4 protein-coding genes are annotated in these 22,613 nt (G+C 57.4%); all 4 read left to right on the plus strand.

The window, feature by feature from the left end; all coding sequences use genetic code 11:
- Nucleotides 1-19 precede the first annotated feature (19 nt).
- Genes QW71_RS42115 through QW71_RS00935 form a run of 4 tightly spaced genes read left to right on the plus strand, consistent with a single transcriptional unit; the run spans nt 20 to nt 22,577 of the window.
- The gene (locus QW71_RS42115) at nt 20-1,741 is read left to right on the plus strand and encodes a polyketide synthase dehydratase domain-containing protein (RefSeq protein WP_373604752.1); all 1,722 of its coding nucleotides are present in this window, start codon (nt 20-22) and stop codon (nt 1,739-1,741) included.
- Nucleotides 1,742-10,984, plus strand: a complete 9,243-nt coding sequence (locus tag QW71_RS37640; protein ID WP_052769817.1) for a type I polyketide synthase — start codon at nt 1,742-1,744, stop codon at nt 10,982-10,984.
- A 53-nt stretch (nt 10,985-11,037) separates the two neighbouring features.
- Nucleotides 11,038-20,022, plus strand: coding sequence for an SDR family NAD(P)-dependent oxidoreductase (locus QW71_RS00930; protein ID WP_039291923.1), 8,985 nt, complete (start codon nt 11,038-11,040; stop codon nt 20,020-20,022).
- Nucleotides 20,019-22,577, plus strand: coding sequence for an alpha/beta fold hydrolase (locus QW71_RS00935; protein WP_039291926.1), 2,559 nt, complete (start codon nt 20,019-20,021; stop codon nt 22,575-22,577). The genes QW71_RS00930 and QW71_RS00935 overlap by 4 nt, the downstream gene beginning before the upstream one ends.
- The last annotated feature ends 36 nt before the right edge of the window (nt 22,578-22,613 follow it).

The following is a 22,613-nucleotide window of genomic DNA, read 5'->3' on the forward strand; positions in this document are numbered from 1 at the left end:
CACTGCACTTAAAAAATATGTGATCGCCGACATCACCGCCTGCTTCCTGCAATCGGCCCTCCTGCCTGCATACATCAGCGCCCAGGAGGCCATTGAGGAATATGGCCTGTCCAAAGAAGAGCTGATGGCTGCTGCGGACGCTCTTTATGAAGCTTATCCGGTCCGGCTGCCTATGGGCCTCCTGACGGGCAGCGCCACGATTGAAGGCATTGCCGGTCATCTGCTGGAGCAGCTGGGTTCAGCAGCCATTGCGGCCAGACATGGACTTGGAGCGGGAACGGCAGAATCAACGGAAGATGTGGAAAGCTCAATAGATACGAACCGCTCCGCCGCCTATGATTTCCGCCTGGAAGAGCTGATCTATACGCTTCAGGTTGGCCGGGAGCCCATGGAAGAAAGACTTGCGATCGTGGTATCCGGTACGCAGGAGCTGAGGGAGAAGCTGAGCCATTTCCTGGCCGGCAGCCGCAAAGTCTCCGAGGTCTATGCGGGAAATATCAGCTCCGGCAGCGAGATCCGCGATGTTTTCAGGGAAAGTGAGGAAGGGGAAGCCTTCCTGCTGTCCCTGGTGCAGTCCGGCAAGCTGAGCCAGCTCTGCAGATTGTGGATTAGCGGGGTGAGCTTCAACTGGCAGCTGCTGTATGCGCAGAGCAAGCCGGGCAGAATCTCCTTACCGACTTATCCGTTCGACCGGACACGCTACTGGTATAACTCGACGGAAGCCGCTGCAGCAGTATACAGCAGCAAACCCGCAGCCCTGGCGGCGGTCATCGACTCCAATGAATCGGTATTTGAGGAGCAATGCTACAAAAAAAGCTTAAGCGCAGCCGATGCCTACCTGCGCGATCATGTGGTCCAAGGCCGGATGGTGCTGCCGGGAGTGGTCTATCTCGAAATGGCCTGGCGGGCAGGGGCGCTCTCCAGCCGGGAGTGGAAGGTGGAGTCGGTTACCGATGTGAAATGGCGCAGAACGCTGGAGCTGCCGGCGGACAAGGATGTCCAGGACATCTTTGTGGGGCTGGTTACCCAGGAAGACGGGATCGGAGCCAGCATCTATTCCCTGAACGGGAACGGTCAAAGAGTACTGCACTGCACCTGTACGGTGAATTATACGGACGGTGAAGCCGAAGCCGCGGATGTGGATGCTGTGGATATTCCGCACATCCTCCAAACAGCCAGCCGCACCCTTTACCGCGAAGACTGTTATGAGCTGTTCTCGGCTCACGGAATGAAATACGGCCCGAATCTGCGGACCATTGAAGAGGTATATACCGGGGATCACGGCACCTTGTCCAAGCTGACACTGCCGGTAAACACGCAAATGCCGCTTCAGGAATATATCCTGCATCCCGGATTTGCCGACGGAGCGATGCAGACAGCATTGTATTCGGTGCTCAGCGGCCAGCGGCAGAATGGAACCTTTGTCCCGTTTGCCTTGCAGACTGTAGAGGTCTACAGACCGTTGACACCTGTGAGCTATTGTCTGGTTGCGTCTGCCGCTTATGCGAAGGAGCAGGATATGCAGTTCGATTTGCTGCTGCTTGACAGCTCAGGCCTGCCGGCGGTGCGTTTCTCCTGTCTTTCAGGAAGAGATTTGACGTCTTCGGCGCAGAACACGAGGGCGGCGGAAGCAGAATCGGCTGCTTTGGCGGGGACTGCGCTGCTGGATGAGATGCTGACCAAGCTGCTGGCCGGAGAAGCCGGGGTAGACGAAGTTGAGAGAATGCTGGGGGGAATCTAAGTGAGAGCAATTATTGAAAGGATCGCCAGCGGAGCCATCTCCAAGGAGGAAGGCCTCCGGCAGATTGCGGCGCTTAAGCGCTCGGATAAGCAAGTGCGCCTAACCTTCACCAAGACTTTGGCGGAACAGCCGCTTACAGACCTTAAAGGGGATTCTCTCGGACATGTGCTCGTTCTGGCAGCCGATAGGGAGCTTGAGCCCAAGCTGCGCGGCCAGTTTGCCTCCTTGTTCCAGTCACTTACGTTTGTGACGGCGGAAGAAGCCGGCACCGGGGCGGAAACAGGTCAGGACAGGCTTCCTTTGCAGGATCAGGAGGATTATACACGGCTGCTGTCCGGCCTGGAGCGGCAAGGACGTTTTCCCGGCAGCATTCTTCATCTCCTGTCCCAGGAGGAAGTGGCCGATGGAGAGGCAGATGCTGCCATGGAGAGCGGCGTATATTCAATGTTTGCGCTGACCAAAGCCCTTCTGTCCTTCAAAAAACGCGCAAAGGTTAATATCCTGTTCCAATATAAACAAGCGGAGAATCATGCGGTGCATGCTGCACTGGACGGTTTTGTGAAAAGTGTCATGATCGAGAACCCCGGCCTGCTGTACAAGACGGTATCCACAGATCTCGGTCGCGAAGCTTTTGACCCGCAACTGCTGGAGCAGCTGCTGCTGGAGCTGGGCTCCATGCAGAATGGCCACCGGGAAATCCATTACCGGGGTTCCCGGCGTTATGTGCCGGTTCTTGAACGGTATACTGCTCCGGCAGATCACGTCCCTGTACGGCAGCAAAGTCCCGCAGCTCATCCGGTCTACCTCATCACAGGCGGGCTGGGTGCGCTCGGCTGCACGCTGGCCCGTCATTTGGCGGATACCTGTTCAGCCAGCCTTATTCTAACCGGAAGAACGCCGCTGAACCGTTCGCTGGAAGAGAAGCTGCAGGCGCTGCACAGAAACGGCAATCAGGTGAGGTATGTCCGTGCCGACGTGGCAAGTCCAGCCGATACCCTGGCGCTGCTCTCCGAAGTCAAAGCCGGCTTCCCCCGGCTTCATGGCATCCTGCACTGTGCCGGAATGACCAGCGATTCCTTCATCCTGCATAAGGAGCGGGAAGAGCTTGAACGGGTGCTGGCCGCGAAAGTTGCCGGTACACAGAACCTGTATGAGGCGTTTGGGCAAGAGCCGCTGGAGTTCATGCTGCTGTTCTCCTCCATCTCCGCCGTGACCGGCAATGTGGGGCAATGCGATTATGCTTACGCTAACAGCTTCATGGACCATTTTGCCAATGAAAAAAGAGCCGCTGCCGGTGTAAACATCCTCTCCGTCAACTGGCCGCTGTGGCAGGAGGGCGGGATGATGACGACAGCGGACAGCCTGGACATTATGCGGAGGAACCTTGGGATATCGGTCCTGCCTACGGCCGAGGGACTGGATGCATTCGATAGGCTCAGCCGCCAAATGGTGGAGAATGCCTTAGTACTCTATGGTGATGCTGCACGGATAGAGCAAGCGGTAGAGGCAATCAATTATCCGCAGCAGGGGGACAAGCCAAGGGCTGACACGGCGGTTGCCGGTGGCGGAGCTGTATTATTGCCTGAAGCAGCACCCGCTATATCTATAGATACGGAGGCGCTGAAGCAAGGCGCGGAGCAATATTTGAAGAGTATTTTCATCAAAGTCACCAAAATCCCGCCGCATGCGCTGGGCCTGGATGATTCGTTCGAGAAGATCGGCTTTGATTCCATTATGGCGATGAGCATCAACGAGGAGCTGGAGGCCAGCTTCGGCGAGCTTTCCAAAACGCTGTTGTTCGAATACCAGACGCTGCGGGAATTGAGCGAATATTTCACTGAGCAGCACAGGGAGGTACTCGCCGGTCTGATTGAACCTCCGGCCCCCAAAAAGGCTGCTGCGCCGCAGGCCCTTCGCCCGGATGCGACTCCGCAGCTCCCTGGCAAAACGCCTATTCCGCCTAAGCGGATTCAGCCTTCCGCAAACGCGGGGCAAGCTGCCAGGCAGCGGGACCGCAGCCGGGTGAATGAAGATATTGCGATCGTTGGCGTCAGCGGGAAATTCCCGATGTCCCCGGATCTGCAAGCCTTCTGGAATAACCTGCTGCAGGCGCAGGACTGCATTACCGAGATTCCCGCAGACCGCTGGAGCATTGACGAATATTACACTACCGATAAGAACCAGCTCGGAAAAATGTACTGCAAATGGGGCGGCTTCCTTGATGATGTAGACCGCTTTGACGCTTTGTTCTTCAATATTTCGCCCCGGGAAGCGGAGATTATGGACCCGCAGGAGCGGCTGTTCCTGGAGTGCGCCTACAGTGCCATTGAGGATGCCGGATATACACGTGATACGCTGGGCAGCCGCAAGGTCGGTGTTTTTGCCGGTGTGATGTATGGCCAGTATCAGCTCCTGGATGCCGAGATTGACGGCAATAAAATCGCCTTATCCTCCGTCTATGCGTCGATTGCCAACCGGGTGTCCTATCATCTCAACCTGAATGGACCGAGTATCGCACTGGATACGATGTGTTCCTCGTCGCTCACTTCGATCCATCTTGCCTGTGACAGCATCCGCCGGGGCGAGAGCGATTTTGCCATCGCAGGGGGCGTGAATGTCTCCATTCATCCCGATAAATACATATTCCTAAGCCAGCAGAAGTTCGCGGCCAGTGATGGGCGGTGCAGAAGCTTCGGTGAAGGCGGAGACGGATATGTTCCCGGGGAAGGCGTTGGCGCTGTTCTACTGAAAACGGTGGACCGGGCAGTACAGGATGGCGATCATATCTATGCCGTAATCAAAGCCAGCTCCATCAACCATGGCGGCAAAACCACAGGCTATACCGTGCCGAATCCGTCCATGCAGGGTGCGGTGATCCAGGAGACCTTGCAGGCTGCTGGGATTCATCCGCGTACGGTCAATTATATTGAAGCCCATGGCACAGGAACCTCGCTCGGTGATCCGATTGAAGTCAGCGGACTGGTCAAGGCCTTCAAGGAGGGGACAGGCGACAAGCAGTTTTGTGCCATCGGCTCAGTGAAGTCCAACATCGGACACTGCGAATCTGCAGCCGGGATCGCGGCCATCACCAAGGTGCTGCTGCAAATGAAGTACGGTGTGCTTGTTCCCTCGCTTCATTCCGAGGAGCTGAACGGCCACATTAATTTTGAGGAAACGCCTTTTTATGTGCAGCGGCAGGCGGGTCCGTGGGATCGTGTATCGCTGCCGGAAGGCGGGGGTCAGAAGGAATATCCGCGCCGGGCAGGGGTCAGCTCCTTTGGGGCAGGCGGAGCCAACGCGCATATTATTTTGGAAGAATATATCCCGGCCCCGCAGAGCAGCAGTCAAGACAGCAAAGGCAGCGGAGAGCCGCACATCATTGTCTTATCCGCCAGAGCAGAGGACCGGCTGAAGGCTTACGCGCTGAAGCTGGCACAGTATCTGGAGTTGCCTGAAGCGGAAGCGGCCAGTCTTAAGGACATTGCCTATACGCTGCAGGTGGGACGGGAGTCTTTTGCAGAGAGGCTGGCGATCATTGCCGATTCGGTCTCCGAGCTTAAAGCGCTGCTGGACGAATTCAATCAGGGCCGATTGCCTGGCGGCAAGGTATACCGTGGCAATGTCAAAGGCTTCAAGGATTATATCGAGCTGTTCAACGCGGGTCAGGCGGGAATCTCTTATGTAGACCTGCTGCTGGACGGCGGCAATACCGGTAAAATAGCCCAGCTCTGGTCCCTGGGACTGGATGTGGACTGGCGGAAGCTCTATGAAGCAGACAGCTGCACAAGAGTTCCGCTGCCGACCTACCCCTTTGCCCGGAACCGTTATTGGGTCAGCGAGGTGAAGCGGCAGGAAATCCGCGTCCCGGCTCTGGTCCCGGAGGCTGCCGGTATGGGAGAGCTGGTCGAGCATAATCTGTCTACCATCGACGGCTACCGTTTCTCTTCCCGGTCTGCGGTGATCAGCAGCTGCTATGAGCCCTACACCTGGCAGGGACAAGAATACATGAACGGCTTCGGGCTGCTGGCGTTTGCGCGGGAAGCACTGGAGCTGGCCGGTTATAAGCAGGAAGGGCTGCTGCTGGAGAATATGGCATGGTCGGGTCTGATGGACCGGCAGCAGCTCCCACCGGCACTGGACGTTCACATCTTCCCGGACAGGGGGACCGCAGCGGGCGAGATCCGGATCGGTGAGCACGTCGTCTTTCAATGTGAGGCAGTTGAAGAGGCCAACCAGACCGTAGATGCGGTCTATGCAAAGAAAGATATTCCGGAAGCAGGACAAGGGGAGCCGGTCCTGAAGCAGGCCCGGCAGGCACTACGCTTACTCTATGGCATTGAGTCCGGACTGAAGCATGTCACCGGCTTGCGGCAAGACAAGAACATCTTGCTGGCCTTTATTGATCTGGGAGAAGCTCCGGCAGCGGATTCCCTCTCCGCAGAGGCCGTGAATTCAGCCTGCCACACTCTGCTGGCTCTCGCTGCGCTGGAGCAGCCGCAGCATCCGGCGGTGCTGCATTCCATCCGTCAAATGTCATTCCAGCACAAGCCGTTGCAGCAATTCGTGATTCGTGCCGAGCGCATTGCCGGGGATGAATACACACTGGCTGTATTAACCGGAGATGGGGCAGTGGTCTGGATAATGCAAGGCGTTCGGCTTGCCGGTCTTCAGGCACAGGAGGTACAGGAACGGGAAACCGTCCAGTATTACACCACCGCGTGGACCCCGAGTCCGCAGGAGACGGCCGGAAATCTGACGGGTGATGTGGTGCTGTTCCTGGATGATATGCAGGAGCTGCCGCACTTCAAGCGCAGCTTCGCAGCGGGCGCAAGGCTGATCTTCGTCACCGCCGGGGAGCAATATGCCCAGCTCGGCGACAATCTCTACAGCTTGCGCTTTGACGACAAGCAGCATATTCATACGCTGCTGGAATCTCTGCAGGCGCGGCGTGTAAGCCTGACGCAGATTATATATTTGGCAGATTCAGCTGCAATGAAGCCACAGGACAAGCTGAATCACAGCGTATACCCGCTGCTGTTCCTGACCCAGGCGCTGATGGAGAGTAAGGCTGCGGCCAGCATCCGGCTGCTGTATGCCTTCAGGGAGACAGGGGATGCAGGCAGTCTGCTGGATGCTTCAATGGGCGGATTCATCAAGACGCTGCACCTGGAAAGCCCGAACTACAACTTCAAGACCGTCTCCCTGGCAGCTTCGCTGCCGCAGGAGGAGCTTCATTCCATTCTGGAACAAGAGCTGCTGCTGGACCCTGGGGAGCAAGAGGTTCAATACAGCAGCGCGGGCCGGTTCGTTAAGCGGCTCGTTCAAGCCGGAAGTGAAGCAAAGCCCGGCACACCGGTAACCGTCAGAGCAAACGGTGTGTACATCATTACAGGTGGGCTTGGCGGGCTGGGGCGCGTGTTCGCCGCTTATTTGGCCGAAACGGCACACGCGCAGCTTGTCCTGACCGGCCGTTCCCCACTGGACCGGGAGAAGGAGGCGAAGCTCGCGGCGCTCCGGGCGCACGGGGGTTCTGCCGAATACCTCGTTTCGGACGCCGCAGACGGGCAGGAAGCACGGGAGCTTGTCGGCTATGCGAAGCAGAAATACGGCCGGATTGACGGCATTCTGCACTGTGCGGGGATTCACCGGGATGCTTTTATTCTGAACAAAGAACAGGCAGACTTTGACCAGGTCATCTCCTCCAAGATCCTCAGCACACTGAATCTGGATCAGGCTGCACAGGAGGAGAAGCTGGATTTCATCCTGCTGTTCTCCTCCATTACCGGAGAGACAGGCAATCCCGGGCAGGCGGATTACGCCTATGCGAACAGCTTCATGAATGAATTCGCGGTCTACCGCGAACGGCTGGCTGAAGCAGGCGCCCGGTCCGGGCGCACCTTCTCGGTGGCCTGGCCGCTGTGGGAAGCGGACGGCATGCAGCTGACCACGGAACAGCGGAGGATGCTGGAGCTGCAGACGGGGCTGACGCCGCTCCCTGTGCAGCAGGGCATCGCAGCTTTTGAATTCTTGCTCCAGCAGGGCAATATCAATCCGCTGATTGTCGGATACGGTCAGCCGGAGCGCGTAAGCAGGCTGCTGGAGCGGATTAACCGCGTTGATCCGGCGGAAGCGGAGATTCACCCGGAGGAGCTTGAAGACAGCATTCTCTCTGACCCTGAATTGCTGGACCGGACGCTGCACTACCTGACGGAGCTGTTCAGCGGACTGCTTAAGCTTCAACCGGAAGAGATTGATATTACCGCCGAATTTGAGGAATACGGCATTGAATCGGTGATGGTCGGCTATTTCAACGGCAAGCTGGAAGAGGATCTCGGCGAGATTTCCAAGACCCTGCTGTTTGAATACCAGACCCTTAAGAGCCTCGCTGCACATATGGTCAGCCGCTACACCGGTGCTTTGAACAAGCTGTTCCGCGCTCACGGGACAGGCCGGGAGCTCCCGGAGCAGACTGTTTCTTCTTCAACCGCTGATTTGGCAGGCCAGCCGGTAATCTCTGCTGCCCAGCCGCCGGTATGGAAAGAACTGACCTCCTTCGCGGGACAAGGCGGGCAAAGGGGGACGGCCCATGCGGCGACCGGGAAGGGCGAGGAGATCGCAATTATCGGTCTAAGCGGGAAATATCCGCTGGCCGGAGATATTTACGAATTCTGGGACAATATCGCTGGCGGAAGAGACTGTATCCGCGAGATTCCCGCAGACCGCTGGGATTATAAGAGATATCTGGGCGGAAGCTTCGAGAAGGTGCAGGAAGGCAAGATGTACAGCAAGTGGGGCGGGTTCCTCGATGATGTGGACAAGTTCGATCCGGCATTCTTTAATATTGCGCCGCGGGAAGCAGTGATCATGGACCCGCAGGAACGGATATTTGCCGAGACGGTCTGGTCGGCTCTGGAGGATGCGGGCTACACCAAGAAGAAGCTGCAGCGGGACGGGGAGGAGCACGGCGCGAATATCGGCGTTTTTGCCGGAGCGACCACCTATTCGTACCAGCTGTGGGGACCGGAGGAATGGGAAAGGGGCAATCTTTCGGCCATGCCGAACGTGTCGCCATGGTCCATCGCCAACCGGATTTCCTATATGTTCAACTTCAGCGGTCCCAGTCTGGCGATAGACACCGCCTGCTCGTCGTCACTTGCGGCCATTCATGCGGCGTGCGAGAGCCTGAAGAACAATGAATGCCGCCTCGCGGTGGCGGGCGGAGTGAACTTATATCTGCATCCTTATAAATATGTGCTGATGTGCCAGACCAAAATGCTGTCTCCGACGGGGAAATGCCACAGCTTCGGCGATGCCGCTGACGGCTTTGTCCCCGGCGAAGGGGTGGGGGCCGTTCTCTTAAAGCCTCTGAGCGAAGCGATTAAGGATAAAGACCATATCTATGGCGTGATTAAGGCTTCCGGAATCAACCATGGCGGTAAGGTCAGCGGTTATACCGTTCCGAATCCGAATGCCCAGGTCAGCCTGATCTCCAAGGCGTTGAAGCAGGCGGGAGTGGATGCAAGCAGCCTCTCATATATCGAGGCGCACGGCACAGGGACCAAGCTGGGAGATCCTATTGAGATCAATGCGCTCAATCAGGTATTTGCTGAAGCGAATCCGCCCAAGCAGTCCTGTGCCATCGGTTCGGTCAAATCCAATATCGGCCACCTGGAAGCGGCAGCAGGCATTGCCTCCATTACGAAGGTGCTTCTGCAGATGAAACACCGGCAGCTTGCCCCTTCCATCCATGCGGAGCAGACCAATGCCAATATTGATTTTGCCAATTCTTATTTCCGTTTACAGCATGAGCGGGCACCTTGGACGGTGGCCGGACCGGACGGTTCAGCCGTAAGGCGGGCCGGTGTCAGTTCCTTCGGGGCCGGCGGAACCAATGCCTATGTGCTTATTGAGGAATACACCGCTGAAGTTCAGCCGGGTGCGCCTTCGGCACATCCTGGTTCCGGCAACGGACACAGCAGCGATGCTCAGGTCATCGTGCTGTCAGCCAAGACACCGTATTCCCTGAAGCAAATGGCAGTGAAGCTGCGCTCATTCCTGGAAGGCAATCCGGATATCGCGCTTGCGGATGCCGCATACACCTTACAGACCGGACGGGAAGAAATGACCTGCCGCCTGGCTTTTGCCTGTACCAGCATCGCGGAATTACTGGAGAAGCTGGACAGCTATCTAGCCGGTGAGAACCTGGAAGACATCTATTCCGGCAAGGTATCCAAGCGGACGAAAGGGACAGTGCTCACGGCCGGAGATGCTGCAGAAGTGGCAGCTGAATGGGTGCAGGGGGCCGAGGTTGAGTGGCTGAAGCTGCATTCGGGCGAGGAAGTGCGGATTATACCGCTGCCGACCTATGCTTTTGAAAGGGAGCGTTACTGGATCACCCGGACCGAATCGCCGGCTTCCGCAAAGGGCGGGGAAGAACGCAAGCTGCATCCGCTGGTGGACCGCAACCTGTCCAGCTTCAGCAAGCAGCGGTACGAGACGGTCATTCAGGCGTCTGATAGGAACAGCGGACTGGCGAATACAGCCTTTATTGAGCTGTTCCGCATCACCGCAGAGCTGTCACTGGAGTCGCCCTGCCATGTGATTGAGGATGTGATTTGGGGAGTGCAGCCGCAGCCTGTGGCGGCGGACAGCCTTATGACTTCCCTGTATGAAGCTGGAGCGCACATTGAATGTGAGACAGGCTATGACAACGAGCAAGGCGACTATGTTATTTGTGCCCAGGGTAAAGTCACAGCAGTCTCTTCCAGACCTGCAGCCGCAGTAACGCCAATCCGTATGGCTGAACTGGGCGAGCCCGCTGCGTGGCCTGAGCCTAATACCACCGTCTTTCAGCATATTGAGACTATTCATGAGCTGCGGACCGGCGCACATCAGGCGGCAATCAGCGTTCGCCTTAAAGAAACTCTGGACTCCGCGCAGAACCGGGCGCTGCTTCACTATTCGGCTGTTGAAGAACTGCTGGGTTGCCTGGTGCGGCTGGCTGCACAGGCTGACCGGGTTGAATACCGCAAGCTGCTGAGATGTACAGTGATCGGTCCGCTGACCCGGGATGTTCAGGTACTCGCCCGGTGGCGGACGATGAGTGACGGGCTGACGGCAGTTGACATCTCTATCCTTGATCCGCAAGCGCGGGTTCTGATGACCATGGAAGAGCTGACCCTGAAGCTCACAGGAGCCTCAGTCTTAGACGCAGAACGGCCGGGAATACCCGCAACCGTCTGAACAGGGCAAGCGCCAGAATATAGCATATCAAACATAGGTTGGTGGTCAGCACAATGAGCATGGACAAACCGGAAGACCGTAAGGAATTAATCTTTTTCCAGGAGCTGTGGGCGGAATCCGCCCCCGTTCCGCAAGCCCCGGCGATCCCCTCTAAGGAAGAGGCTAAGGCAATGCTGCTGTTTATAGAGGCAGAGGACAGGGAAGGCCAGGCGGCAGCGAGGGAACTCAGCCGGGATTTCACTGTAATTACCGTGCTGGCGGGAAGCTCCTTCCACAAACAAGACGGTCATACTTACACGATCAATCCTGCGGTGGAGCAGGATTATACCGCTGTGCTGGCTGAAGCTGCCAGGGACAACCTGCAAATCGCCTATATGGCGATGCTCTGGAAGAATACCGCGCCGCCGGATGATTCACTGACACCGCCGGATACCGGTGCTATTTTCACTATTTTTCATTGGGTCCAGGCCTTTCATGCCCTGAAGCTGCGGCTGAATATCCGCTGGCTGTCCATCTCCCGGAGCGGCGGCGGAGAGCAGCCTGCAATCGAAGCTTTGGGAGCCTACGGCAGCTCGCTGCAGCGGGTATATCCGCGACTTCGCTTCACCCATATCGGGCTGCAGGATGGAGAACCGAATCTGGCGGAACTCATCCGGGAGGAAAGCCTGCTGACCCGCTTTTCTTTTGCACATGAAGTGAGATATACGGGTGGCTGCCGATTGGAGCAGCAGTTCGGCGAGCTTAACCTGGGGGCAGACGGGCCTGCGCTTCTGAAGCAAGGCGGCGTGTATATGATTTCCGGCGGAGCCGGTGCGCTGGGCATGATCCTGAGCACTCATCTCGCGGAGAATTACCGGGCGAAGCTGGTTCTGCTGGGCAGAAGTGCGCTTACAGCCTCAGTGGAGGATAAACTGGCGGCCTTGCGTGCCTCCGGTGGAGAAGCGCTGTATCTGACCTGCGATATTGCGAAACCCGCTGAAGTACATTCGGCAGTCCGGCTGGCCAAGCAGCATTACGGAGTCATTAACGGTGTGATTCATGCGGCGGGACAAGCGAGCCATCAGCTTATTTTTCAGAAAAGCACGGCCGCCTTCACAGAGATTCTTCAGCCGAAAATCGCGGGTATTGCCGCTCTGGATGAAGCCACGCAGCAGGAGCCGCTGGATTTCTTTGCCGCCTTCTCCTCAACTTCATCCCTGCTTGGGGATTTCGGACAATGTGATTATGCTGTGGCGAACCGGTTTTTGGACCGGTTTTGCCGCCACAGGCAGCAAAAGGCCGAGAAGGGTGAACGGCAGGGCAGAAGCCTCTGCCTGAATTGGCCGCTATGGGAAGCGGGCGGAATGCACCTGGACAATCAGGGGGAACAGCTCTATCTGCAGACTTCCGGGATGGGGTATTTAACAGAGGCGCTGGGCATCAGCGCTTTTGAAGCCATCCTGGCGGGCCAGGAGCAGCAAGCTGCAGTAGTATACGGGGAACGAACAAGGCTGGAAACGCAGCTGAGGCTGAAGCCGAAGGAGGCCGAGCAGGCCAGAGGAGGAATAGCAAAGTTGGAGGAGCATACGGGGAATACAACCGAGTCCATGGAAGAACAGGTAATGCGCGATGTGCTGCACCTGGCGGCGCAAATTTTGCAGACACAGCCCGGCAGGCTGAACCCGGAGGAGAACATGGGCGATTTCGGCTTTGATTCGATTTCACTGAAGGAATTTGCTGACGGGTTAAGCGAGCTGTATGAAATTGAACTGTCTCCGGCTGTCTTTTTCGCCAAAACCACACTGAGCGAGCTGACCCCGTTCCTGCTGGAGGAATTCAGCCGGGAGGTTCAGGCTCATTATACTGCTATGACTCCGGTGACGGACCCACTGGAACAGCCGATACACATTGCAACGCTGCCGGCACAGGAGGCAATCCAGCTGAAGCCACAGACCGCTCCGGCAGTAGAGTCTGTTACGGAGGAAGATCCTGCCGGTCTGCCCCGCTCCAATGGAGCAGGTGCAGGTGCAGGGGAAGCACAGCCGCCTGCGCTGCTGCCGCTGGCACAGAAATTCTCCGGCCGCAGCAAGACCAGCCGCACAAAGGCCGTGCCCGAAGCTACGGCGCGGCGGGATGTGGCGGTGATTGGCGTGAGCTTCAAGCTGCCGGGCGCAGACACGGCGGAGGAGCTGTGGAATTTCCTCGAGCACCAGGAGAATCAGATCCGGGAGATTCCTGCAGACCGCTGGGACTGGAAGGCCTATTACAGCACCGACCCGCAGGCTGAGAACCGCACAAATTCACGCTGGGGCGGGTTTATCGGCGGTCACGATACCTTTGACGCCAAGTTCTTCCAGCTGTCTCCCCGCGAAGCGGAGCTGATGGACCCGCAGCACAGATTATATATTCAGGCGGTCTGGAAAGCGGTGGAGGACAGCGGATATAAAATGTCTACACTTGCCGGGAAGCCGGTGGGCGTATTCTCCGGCGTCCAGTTTACCGATTACCAGCAGTTATTGTCCGCGAATATGGAGAAGATTCAGGCCCAGTCCAGCATCGGCAACGCAACGGCCTTGCTCAGCAACCGCGTCTCTTACCTGTTCAATTTCAAAGGGCCCAGTGAATCAATTGATACCGCCTGCTCCAGCAGTCTCGTAGCCTTGCACCGGGCGGTGAAATCCATTCAGCATGGCGAGAGCTGCCTTGCGCTGGCAGGCGGGGTGAGCCTGATGCTTGATCCCAATACCTATGTAGGTGCGGGAGTCATGGGGGTATTCTCACCGGAGGGACAGTGCAAAACCTTTGACCGCAGTGCGAACGGCTATGTCAAAGGAGAAGGCGTCGGCGTCGTAGTGCTGAAGCCGCTGGATCAGGCCGTGGCGGATGGCGATCACATTTACGGCGTTATTAAAGGCACAGCCGAGAATCACGGCGGCCGGGGTCATTCCCTTACCGCTCCCAATCCGGATGCGCAGGCTGAGCTGGTGGTGCAGGCCTTCACCGAAGCGGGCGTAGATCCGGCTGCGGTATCGTATATTGAAACGCATGGAACGGGAACGGAGCTGGGCGACCCGGTGGAAATCAACGGGCTGAAAAAAGCCTTCTCCGAGCTGTACCAGAGCCGGGGCCAGGCTCCGGCCCCCGGCCCGCAGATCGGTCTGGGCGCGCTCAAGACGAACATCGGGCATCTGGAGCCGGCTTCCGGTATTGCCGGAGTGATTAAGGTTCTGTTATCCCTCTCCAGGGGCAAGCTGCCGGGTAACCTGAATTTCAAGGAGCTGAATCCTTACATTCAACTGGAAGGCTCCCCGTTCTACGTGCTGGAACGCACGAAGACCTGGGAGGCCAAGGTGGACGCGTCTGGCCAGTCCTTACCACGCTGCGCGGGTGTCAGCTCCTTCGGCTTCGGCGGCACGAACGCCCATGCCGTCATCGAGGAGTATGTGCCGTCAGCGGCGCCTGCGCAAACTGCGGATGAACCTGTGGTATTCCTCCTGTCGGCCAAGAACCGTGACCGGCTGCGCGAATACGCCGCACTCTTCCGCGGCGCTCTAGCTGAGGCTGCAGATATGCGAGGGATCGCCTACACGCTCCAGGTGGGACGCGAAGAGCTGGAGGAAAGGCTGGCTATCGTCGCAGCCACTGCAGAGGAGCTGCGGGACAGGCTTGCCGCCTATTGCGGCGGATATGAAGCATCCGGACTGTACACGGGCAGCGTTAAGAAATCCCGTCCAGAGACAGGAGCTGAGGACTATTCACAAGCGGTTATCGCCCATGCCTTGGCGGCTGCGGATCACGTTACCCTCGCCAAGGCCTGGACAGCCGGAGCCAGTATTTCCTGGACCGAGCTGTATGGGAATCAGCGTCCGGCGAGAGTTTCCTTGCCGAGCTATCCATTTGCACAGACCCGGTATTGGATGCCGCTGAAGAAGGCAGACCCCGCTTCCGTCAAGATTGTGGCCTCGGAGCCAGCCTTGCACGCCCTGATCGACCGCAACCTGTCGACGCTGTATGAACAGGAGTTCGGGAAGACCTTTCAGGGCGACGAGTTCTATCTGGCTGATCATGGGCATGTTCTGCCAGGCGTTGTCTATCTGGAGATGGTCCGGGCAGCCGGAGCCTTGGCCGATCCTAAGCACGTTGTAACCGGAATCCGCAATGTGGTCTGGTCGAGTCCGGTGCTTGTGGACAAGGAAGCGTTACTGGTCAGAACCGCTGTGCAGCCCGGACCCCAAGGGATTGACTTCAGGATTTACTCCGAGCAAGGCGGGCAGCGGGTGGAACATGCCCAGGGCAAGCTGGAGCTGGGTTCTTCCGGGGACTTCCGGCAGGAGAGCCTGGATATCAACGCCATAATCGGCAGAAGCAGCGGAGGGGAGCAGGAAGCGCGTGCCTATTATGAGCTGCTGGGCAGCCTGGGCGCTGAGCTGGGCAGCCGGTTCTCGGGGATTCAGGCTTTGTACTGCAATCCGTCCGAAGCCGTCTCCAGGCTGGCTGTTCCGGACCGTCTTATGACCACATTGGATCATTATCAGCTGCACCCGACCCTGACCGACGGAGGCTTGCAGTCTGCGGTGGCTTTTGCCTACCGGACCGGGCTGATTGACCGGCAGGTGCTGTTTGTGCCGTTTGTGCTGGGACAGCTCGAAATTCTGGATGCTTCAGTACAGCCCGCCTACGCCTATGTTCAGCGTTCGCCGGGTCAGGGACTGAAATTCGATATCGCTTTTGTAGCAGAAGCAGGACTAGTGGTTTCAAGAATGAAAGAGCTTGCCATCCGTCCGTTTCAGGTGAACCCGCTGGCGGGAGCCTCCGCAGCAGTGCCGCAGCCGAAATCCGCCGGAAGTGAGCTGGTCTATTTGACCCCTGGCTGGGTGGAGAGTCCCATAGATCCACTTGCGCTGCCGTCTGCTCCGGGAGCCAAATTGCTGCTCATGGGTGCTTCGGCTGATGCGGAGACGGGGAGATCAGATGCGCTGGCAGACGCTGCTATACGGGTAAGCTTTGGCTCAGTGTACAAGTCACTAGCCGTTAATCAGTTTCAGATTGATCCAGCCGATCCGGAGAGTTATACGAGACTGGCCGAAGCCTGCGGCATTGCTGAGGATACGAAGCTGCAGATTGTTTATCTGCTTAGCGGCACAGGTGCCCGGACGGTCAGAGAGTGTGTGGCTCAGGACGTCTATCCTGTGTTCCATCTGTGCAAATGGCTGGCTTCCTTCGGGTTCCGAAGTCCGGTCCGCCTGTTCTGCATATACCGCGATGAGAAAACGGTGGCCGCCTATAGCGCATTGTCCGGCTGCTTCCGCTCAGCCGTGCTGGAGAGTCCCAAATTGCAGGGCAGCCTGATCCATATTAAGGATCACAGCAGGTTGAATCATGTGCTGGAACAGGAGTTTTCAGGCAGCCAGCCTGAGCATGAGGTGAAATATGAAGCGGGCTGCAGATATACCCGCCAGTTAATCCCTGCACAGCCGCCCCGGGACCGTACGCGCAGGCTGAAGGCCCGAGGTGTCTATATGATTGTCGGCGGACTCGGCGGACTGGGCTATAGGGTTGCCGAGCATCTCGCAGAGAATTACCAGGCGCGCCTGGTGCTGTGCGGCAGAAGCCCGGAAGGTGACCCGGCCAAGCTTGAGCGGCTGAAGTCGCTGGGTGCAGAGGCGGTCTATCTTTCGATGGATTTAGCCGATGCGAAAGCGGTGGAGCTTACGGTAGCTGAGGTTAAAAATTTGTTTAACCAGCTGGATGGAGTTATTCATTGCGCCGGAGTAATCAAGGATTCGCTGCTGGTTAAGAAGAACATGGCGGATATTGCCGATGTGCTCAGTCCCAAGGTATACGGAACGGTATATCTGTACCGGGCGTTGTCGCGGGAAAATCCGGAGCTGCTGTTCGTGCCATTCTCCTCCTCAACCGCCTTAGTCGGAAATATCGGCCAGAGCGATTATGCCTATGCCAACAGCTTTTTGGATCATTATGTGGCGCTGATGAATGAGAAGCGGGGCAGAAGCGATACCGCAGTGAACTGGTCCCTGTGGGAAAATGGCGGCATGCAGGTGGACGGCGCTACCAGGGAATTGTTGTGGTCCAGGTTTGGGATGAACCCGCTGTCTGATGGACAGGGACTGCGGGCCCTGGAAGACAGCCTGTCCTTCCGGGAGGACCAGGTGATGGCGGTATCGGGAGACAGGGAGAAGCTCATCCGTGCCTTCACCGGCCAATTTCGCCAGTCCAGCCGGCAAAGCCGGCAGCCGGAAGGCAGTTTCGCCGCTGCGGCCGCTGCGCCTGGGGATAACGGACGAAGCCATCAGCTGGAGGAAGCGCTCATCGGCATCATGGCGGATATTCTCAAGAGCAGCCGGAGCGAGGTCAGCCGGGATTCTGATCTCAGTGAGCTTGGCTTTGATTCGATCTCGTTCACTGAGCTGTCGAATGCTATCAACCGGGCCTTAGGAGTGGAGATTACACCAACGCTGTTCTTCGAGCAGTCTACTCCGGCGGCCATTGCGGAAGCGATATACGGTGAATACCGGACGGTGATTGATCTTCATTTTGCACCGCCGGAACGAGGCGGCGAACGCCTCACGGTTCAGGCTCTGCAAGCTGAAGCGCCGCACCCATACCTTCAGCCGGAGACTGCATTCAGGCTGCTGCACCGCAAACCGGATACCTCCTTGTTCCCGGACCTGGCGGATCGATCAGGGCAGAACGCCGGTGCCCTGCCGGACACCAGGGAGCCTATCGCTATCGTGGGCATGAGCGGGATGATGCCCGGAGCGGACAATCTGGAGCAGTTCTGGTCCAATCTGGAAGCACAGAAGGACATGGTCACGACCATTCCTGAAGACCGCTGGAGCTGGCAGAACCGCTACGGCGACCCGCGCAGGGAGACGGGCAGAACCGATGTGAAATACGGTGCTTTCCTTAAGCGCATCGACACCTTTGATCCGCTCTTCTTCGGCATTTCGCCGGTGGAAGCGGAGAAGATGGACCCGCAGGAAAGACATATGCTCCAGACCGTATGGCATACGCTTGAGAATGCGGGCTACAAGCCGGAGGAGCTGTCGGGAACCCGGACCTCGGTGTTCATCGGGGTATCGAACGGGGATTATCAGGAGCTGCTGCTGAAGGATGAGATTGCCACCACACTGACCCGCACGATGCTGACGAACCGGATCTCCTATTTCTTCAACTGGAGCGGACCCAGCGAACCGGTTGATACGGCTTGCTCCAGCTCGCTGGTAGCCATCCACCGCGCGGTGGAGTCGATCCGGCATGAAGGATGCCCCTATGCAGTCGCAGGCGGAATCAATCTGATTGCCAGCCCGAACCTGTTCATTGCCGGCAGCAGCCTGGGGATGCTGAGCAAGGACGGGAAATGCAAGACCTTCGACAAGGACGCCGACGGGTATGTGAGAGGCGAAGGGGCAGGAGCGCTGCTGCTTAAGCCGCTGTCTGCCGCGCTTAGGGACAAGGACTATATTCATGGTGTGATCAGGGGGACAGCGGTCAATCACGGCGGGAAGTCGAATTCCATTACTTCTCCGAATGCCAAATCCCAGGCGGAAGTCATTATCCGCGCACATGAGAGGGCAGGCATTGACCCATCCACAGTCACTTATATTGAGACGCACGGAACAGGCACCAGCCTGGGCGATCCGATTGAAGTAGAGGGACTGAAAAAGGCATTCAAGGCTCTGTATCAAGAGTGGGGCAAGCCGGATTCAGAGCTGCCGCAATGCGTAATCGGCTCGGTCAAAACAGCAATCGGCCACCTGGAATCGGCGGCAGGCATAGCGGGTGTAAGTAAAGTGCTGCTGTCCATGAAGCACGGGAAGATTCCGGGCAATATTCACTTCAAGGAGCTGAATCCCTATATCAAGCTGGAAGGCAGCGGTCTTAGCATTGCAGGGCAAACTGCCCCATGGAAGCCGCTCACCGGCAGCCGGGGCAGCGAGATTCCGCGCCGGGCGGGCATCAGCGCTTTCGGTGTAGGCGGAAGCAATGCGCATATTATTCTGGAAGAATACCGCAATCCGCCGGTTGAGCTGCCTGCAAACAGCCGCTCCCGGCACATCATTATCCTGTCTGCCAAAAGTCAAAGCAGTCTAAAGGAGAACAGCCGCAGACTCCAGGCCTTTGTCGCCCGCAGCCTTGCGGGAGAGGCGGCCCTTCCTGCGGAGGACAACGCCCACAGTCTGGAAACAAGCCTGCGGCGCGATGTCATTGCCTTGTTCAGGCAGGTGATGGTTCTTGACGGTGAGGACATTGATCCTGCGGCGGAGCTCGAGGAATACGGACTGGACGCAGTCAAGAACGTGCAGCTGCTGGAATTACTGAAGGACAAATTCACTCTCGAATTCAAGGACGCCGTGTACGGCTTCTCTTCGCTGAACAGCCTGGTGATGTTCCTGTTGCAGCACGATCCCGAGGGGATCAGCAATTACTACGCGGCGGGACGCAGTAGAGTGCACCTGGAAGGAACTGCTCTGCCGGACAGCCTCACCCTGGAGCAGCTGGCTTACAGTCTGCAGACCGGACGCGCTGAAATGACGGAACGGCTGGCCATTGTGGCGGACAGCCTGAGCATGCTTCACGTGAAGCTGGGAATGTACCTGTCCGGGCAGCAGGATCAGGCGGGCATACATGAAGGACAGAGCAGCCAGCGCTCGGCGCTCAGCAAGCTGTTCGACGGCGAGGAGAGCCGCTTGTTCATGAATGAGCTGTTGCTGGGAGAGAAGCTGGACAAGATTGCCCAGCTATGGGTGCAGGGCGTTGCCATCGACTGGAGAGCAATGTACCCGCAGCCGCTGCGCAAGACGCCGCTTCCCGAGTATGCCTTTGATGAGGAAAGATACTGGCTGCCCGGACCGGACCGCATAAGCGCGCCAGAATCTGCCCTAAGCCCGGCTCATGCTCCGGAAGCAGAAGCACACACGGAAGAAGAGCCGGTTGTTCTGGATGACGATCAGCTGCTGCTGTGGCTGAACAAGGTACACAAAGGGGAAATAAGCGCCGAGAACTTAAATCTGTTAGTGGGGGATCTCTTGGAATGAGCACCTATTCGAGAATGCAGTTGTTAAAGCTGGTGGAGAACCAGCAAATGTCTCCGGAGGAAGCATTGAAGATCATCAGGGAGAACAGTCAGCGTCCTGCAGGCCAGCCACAGCATCAGCCGCAGCCGCCAATCCAGAAGGAGCCGCTTAACGCGGCTCCTGTGGACCGGCAGCATTTGGGCGCGCAATTGAACAAGCTCCTGGTGGAGGGAGTAGCCACGCTACTTAAGGTACCGGCGGGCAAAATCCACCCGGATGCCGACTGGAAAAGCTTTGGGTTTGATTCCATCAGCTTCACGGCCTTTCACAGCTATCTGACGGAGAAGCTGGGATTCAGCTTTCCCCTGGATGTCTTCTTTGAATACAGCACAATCCACACCTTAACCGGGTTCCTGCTGACCCAAACCTCCGGTGCAGACGTCAGCTTCAGTGAGGAGCCTGCTGTACAGCCAACGGGTCACCTGCTTTCTCAAAGCCACGCTGAGCCAGGGGAACTCACCCCTTCCCGGCAGGATTCCCTGTGGCTGGTCAACAGTGCGGATACCTTTTTTCTCGACTTCTGGAGCAAGCTTGCCGACTCCTCCATCAATGCTCCCGGGACGGGTTATCCTCCGCTGTCCACAGCTGAGCTGGATAGAGTCGCGCACAAATACATCCAGCTGCTGGTGAATACCTCGGCCGGGCAGAAGATGGAGGTGGTTGTCTCCGGTCAGGGCAAGCCGCTGGTCATTGTCGGCGGTGTGGGGATGGCCTCGCCGATGATTCTACATCAGCTCGATTATTTCTCAAGCCGCTGCCGGGTCATCAGCATCCATAATCCGGGCTGCGGACTCAGTGAGGATATCGACAATTACTCGCTGGAGCACAGGGTCAAGGTGATTGCGGAGGTGCTGGACAATCTGGGAGTGAGCGGGCCGGTGGATTTTCTCGGCATTTCCTGGGGGGGACTCGTCGGGCAAACGTTCAGCGTGGAGTACCCGGAGCGTGTCTCCAGTCTGATTCTGGTCAGCTCCATCTATGAAATCGTCAATGAGAACCCGCAGATGAATGCGGACGCAGCGATGAAGAAGGATCTTGAAGCAGTCGAACACGGGCTGGATTCGCTTGAGCTGATGGAATACGGGAAGAGCATCAACAAGCAGATTTTCACGAAGTATATGGAATATTATCTGCCAGGCAATCACAAAAGCTACTCCACCATTCAGCTGATCGGACGCATTCAAGTGCCGGTACTGATTGTATACGGCAAGAACGACACCATCATCAATACCCGGCAATCCAAAGAAATGGCAGTTGCAATTCCGGGAGCCCGCTGCGTTGAAATGGAAGACGCCGCCCACTTCCTGTTCATGACGCATCATGAGCAGCTGCACCGGGCGATGGAAGAGTTCATCTTCCGGCCGGAGGCTGAACCCTTCAGCCTCCGGGACAGCTACGCGCAAATTCTGGATGCTGAGCAATTGCGCAGATCAGAGCTGGACATACGGGGAATCGAAGGCTATGAGGGACTGGAAGAGCGTCTGAATGAGCTGTGCATGAGCTATGCCTACCGTTATATCAGGCAGTGCGGTCTCGACACCACTCCCGGTACGATTCATGACCGGACTGAGTGGGTGAAGCGGCTGAAGATCCTCCCCGGGTATACCAAGCTGCTGGACTGCATGATCGACATGCTGGCGGAAGACGGCGTGGTGAAGCTGCTGAACAGCCGCGTCAAATTCATCAAGGCCGAAGCGGAGATTCCGCAGCCGCAGGAGCTGTATGAGGCCTGTCTGCAGGATTTCCCTGAGTTCCGGGGGATGCTCCAGTTCCTGGATTATTGCACCGGCAATTATAAGGATGCGCTCAGCGGGCGGATCCCTCCGGTCAGTGTGCTGTTCCCTAAGGGCAGCTCGGACGCCCTGGAGCGGAGCAACAGGGATACCGTGGAGCATGGCAGGGAACGGGTCTATGCCCGGGTGGTGCATGATATTCTCTCCATGCTGATCGCCAGGGACGGAGGCGGCGGGCCGCTCAATATCCTTGAGGTCGGCGGCGGAACCGGACTCTTGACCCGGCAGCTGCTGGATCTGGCAGAACTCCCGAATGTGAACTACTATTTCACCGATATCGGCGAATATTTTATTAACAAGGCGAAGGATAATCCCGAATTCACTTCTCTTCACTTTAAGACTTTTGATATCAGCAAAAATCCTGCAGAGCAGGGCCTGGCACTGCACAGCTTTGATGTTGTGCTCGGGCTGAATGTGGTCCATGCCACTAAGGATATCGGCGGAACGCTGGCCAATTTGCGGCAGCTGCTTGTGCCGGATGGTCTGATGCTGCTGATTGAGGCCTGCAAACGCCTGCGCTGGGTGGATATGGTCTGGGGGCTGGCCGAAGGCTGGTGGATGTTCGAGGACCGGAGCCTGCGCGATAAATCTCCGATTATTGACCCGTATGCCTGGGAAAAAGTATTCGTGGACGCCGGTTATCAGGACATTCAGGTCTTCCCTGGCGACGATGAACGGCGCTTTATGGCCGACTGTGTTCTTGTCGCAGCGCACAAAAGGTAAAAATTCAAAAATATGATACTAATTTTAACATTATAC

Origin of the sequence: Paenibacillus sp. IHB B 3415 (assembly GCF_000802655.2) — a bacterium.
In the GTDB taxonomy this organism is placed as follows: Bacteria; Bacillota; Bacilli; order Paenibacillales; family Paenibacillaceae; genus Paenibacillus_AQ; species Paenibacillus_AQ phytohabitans.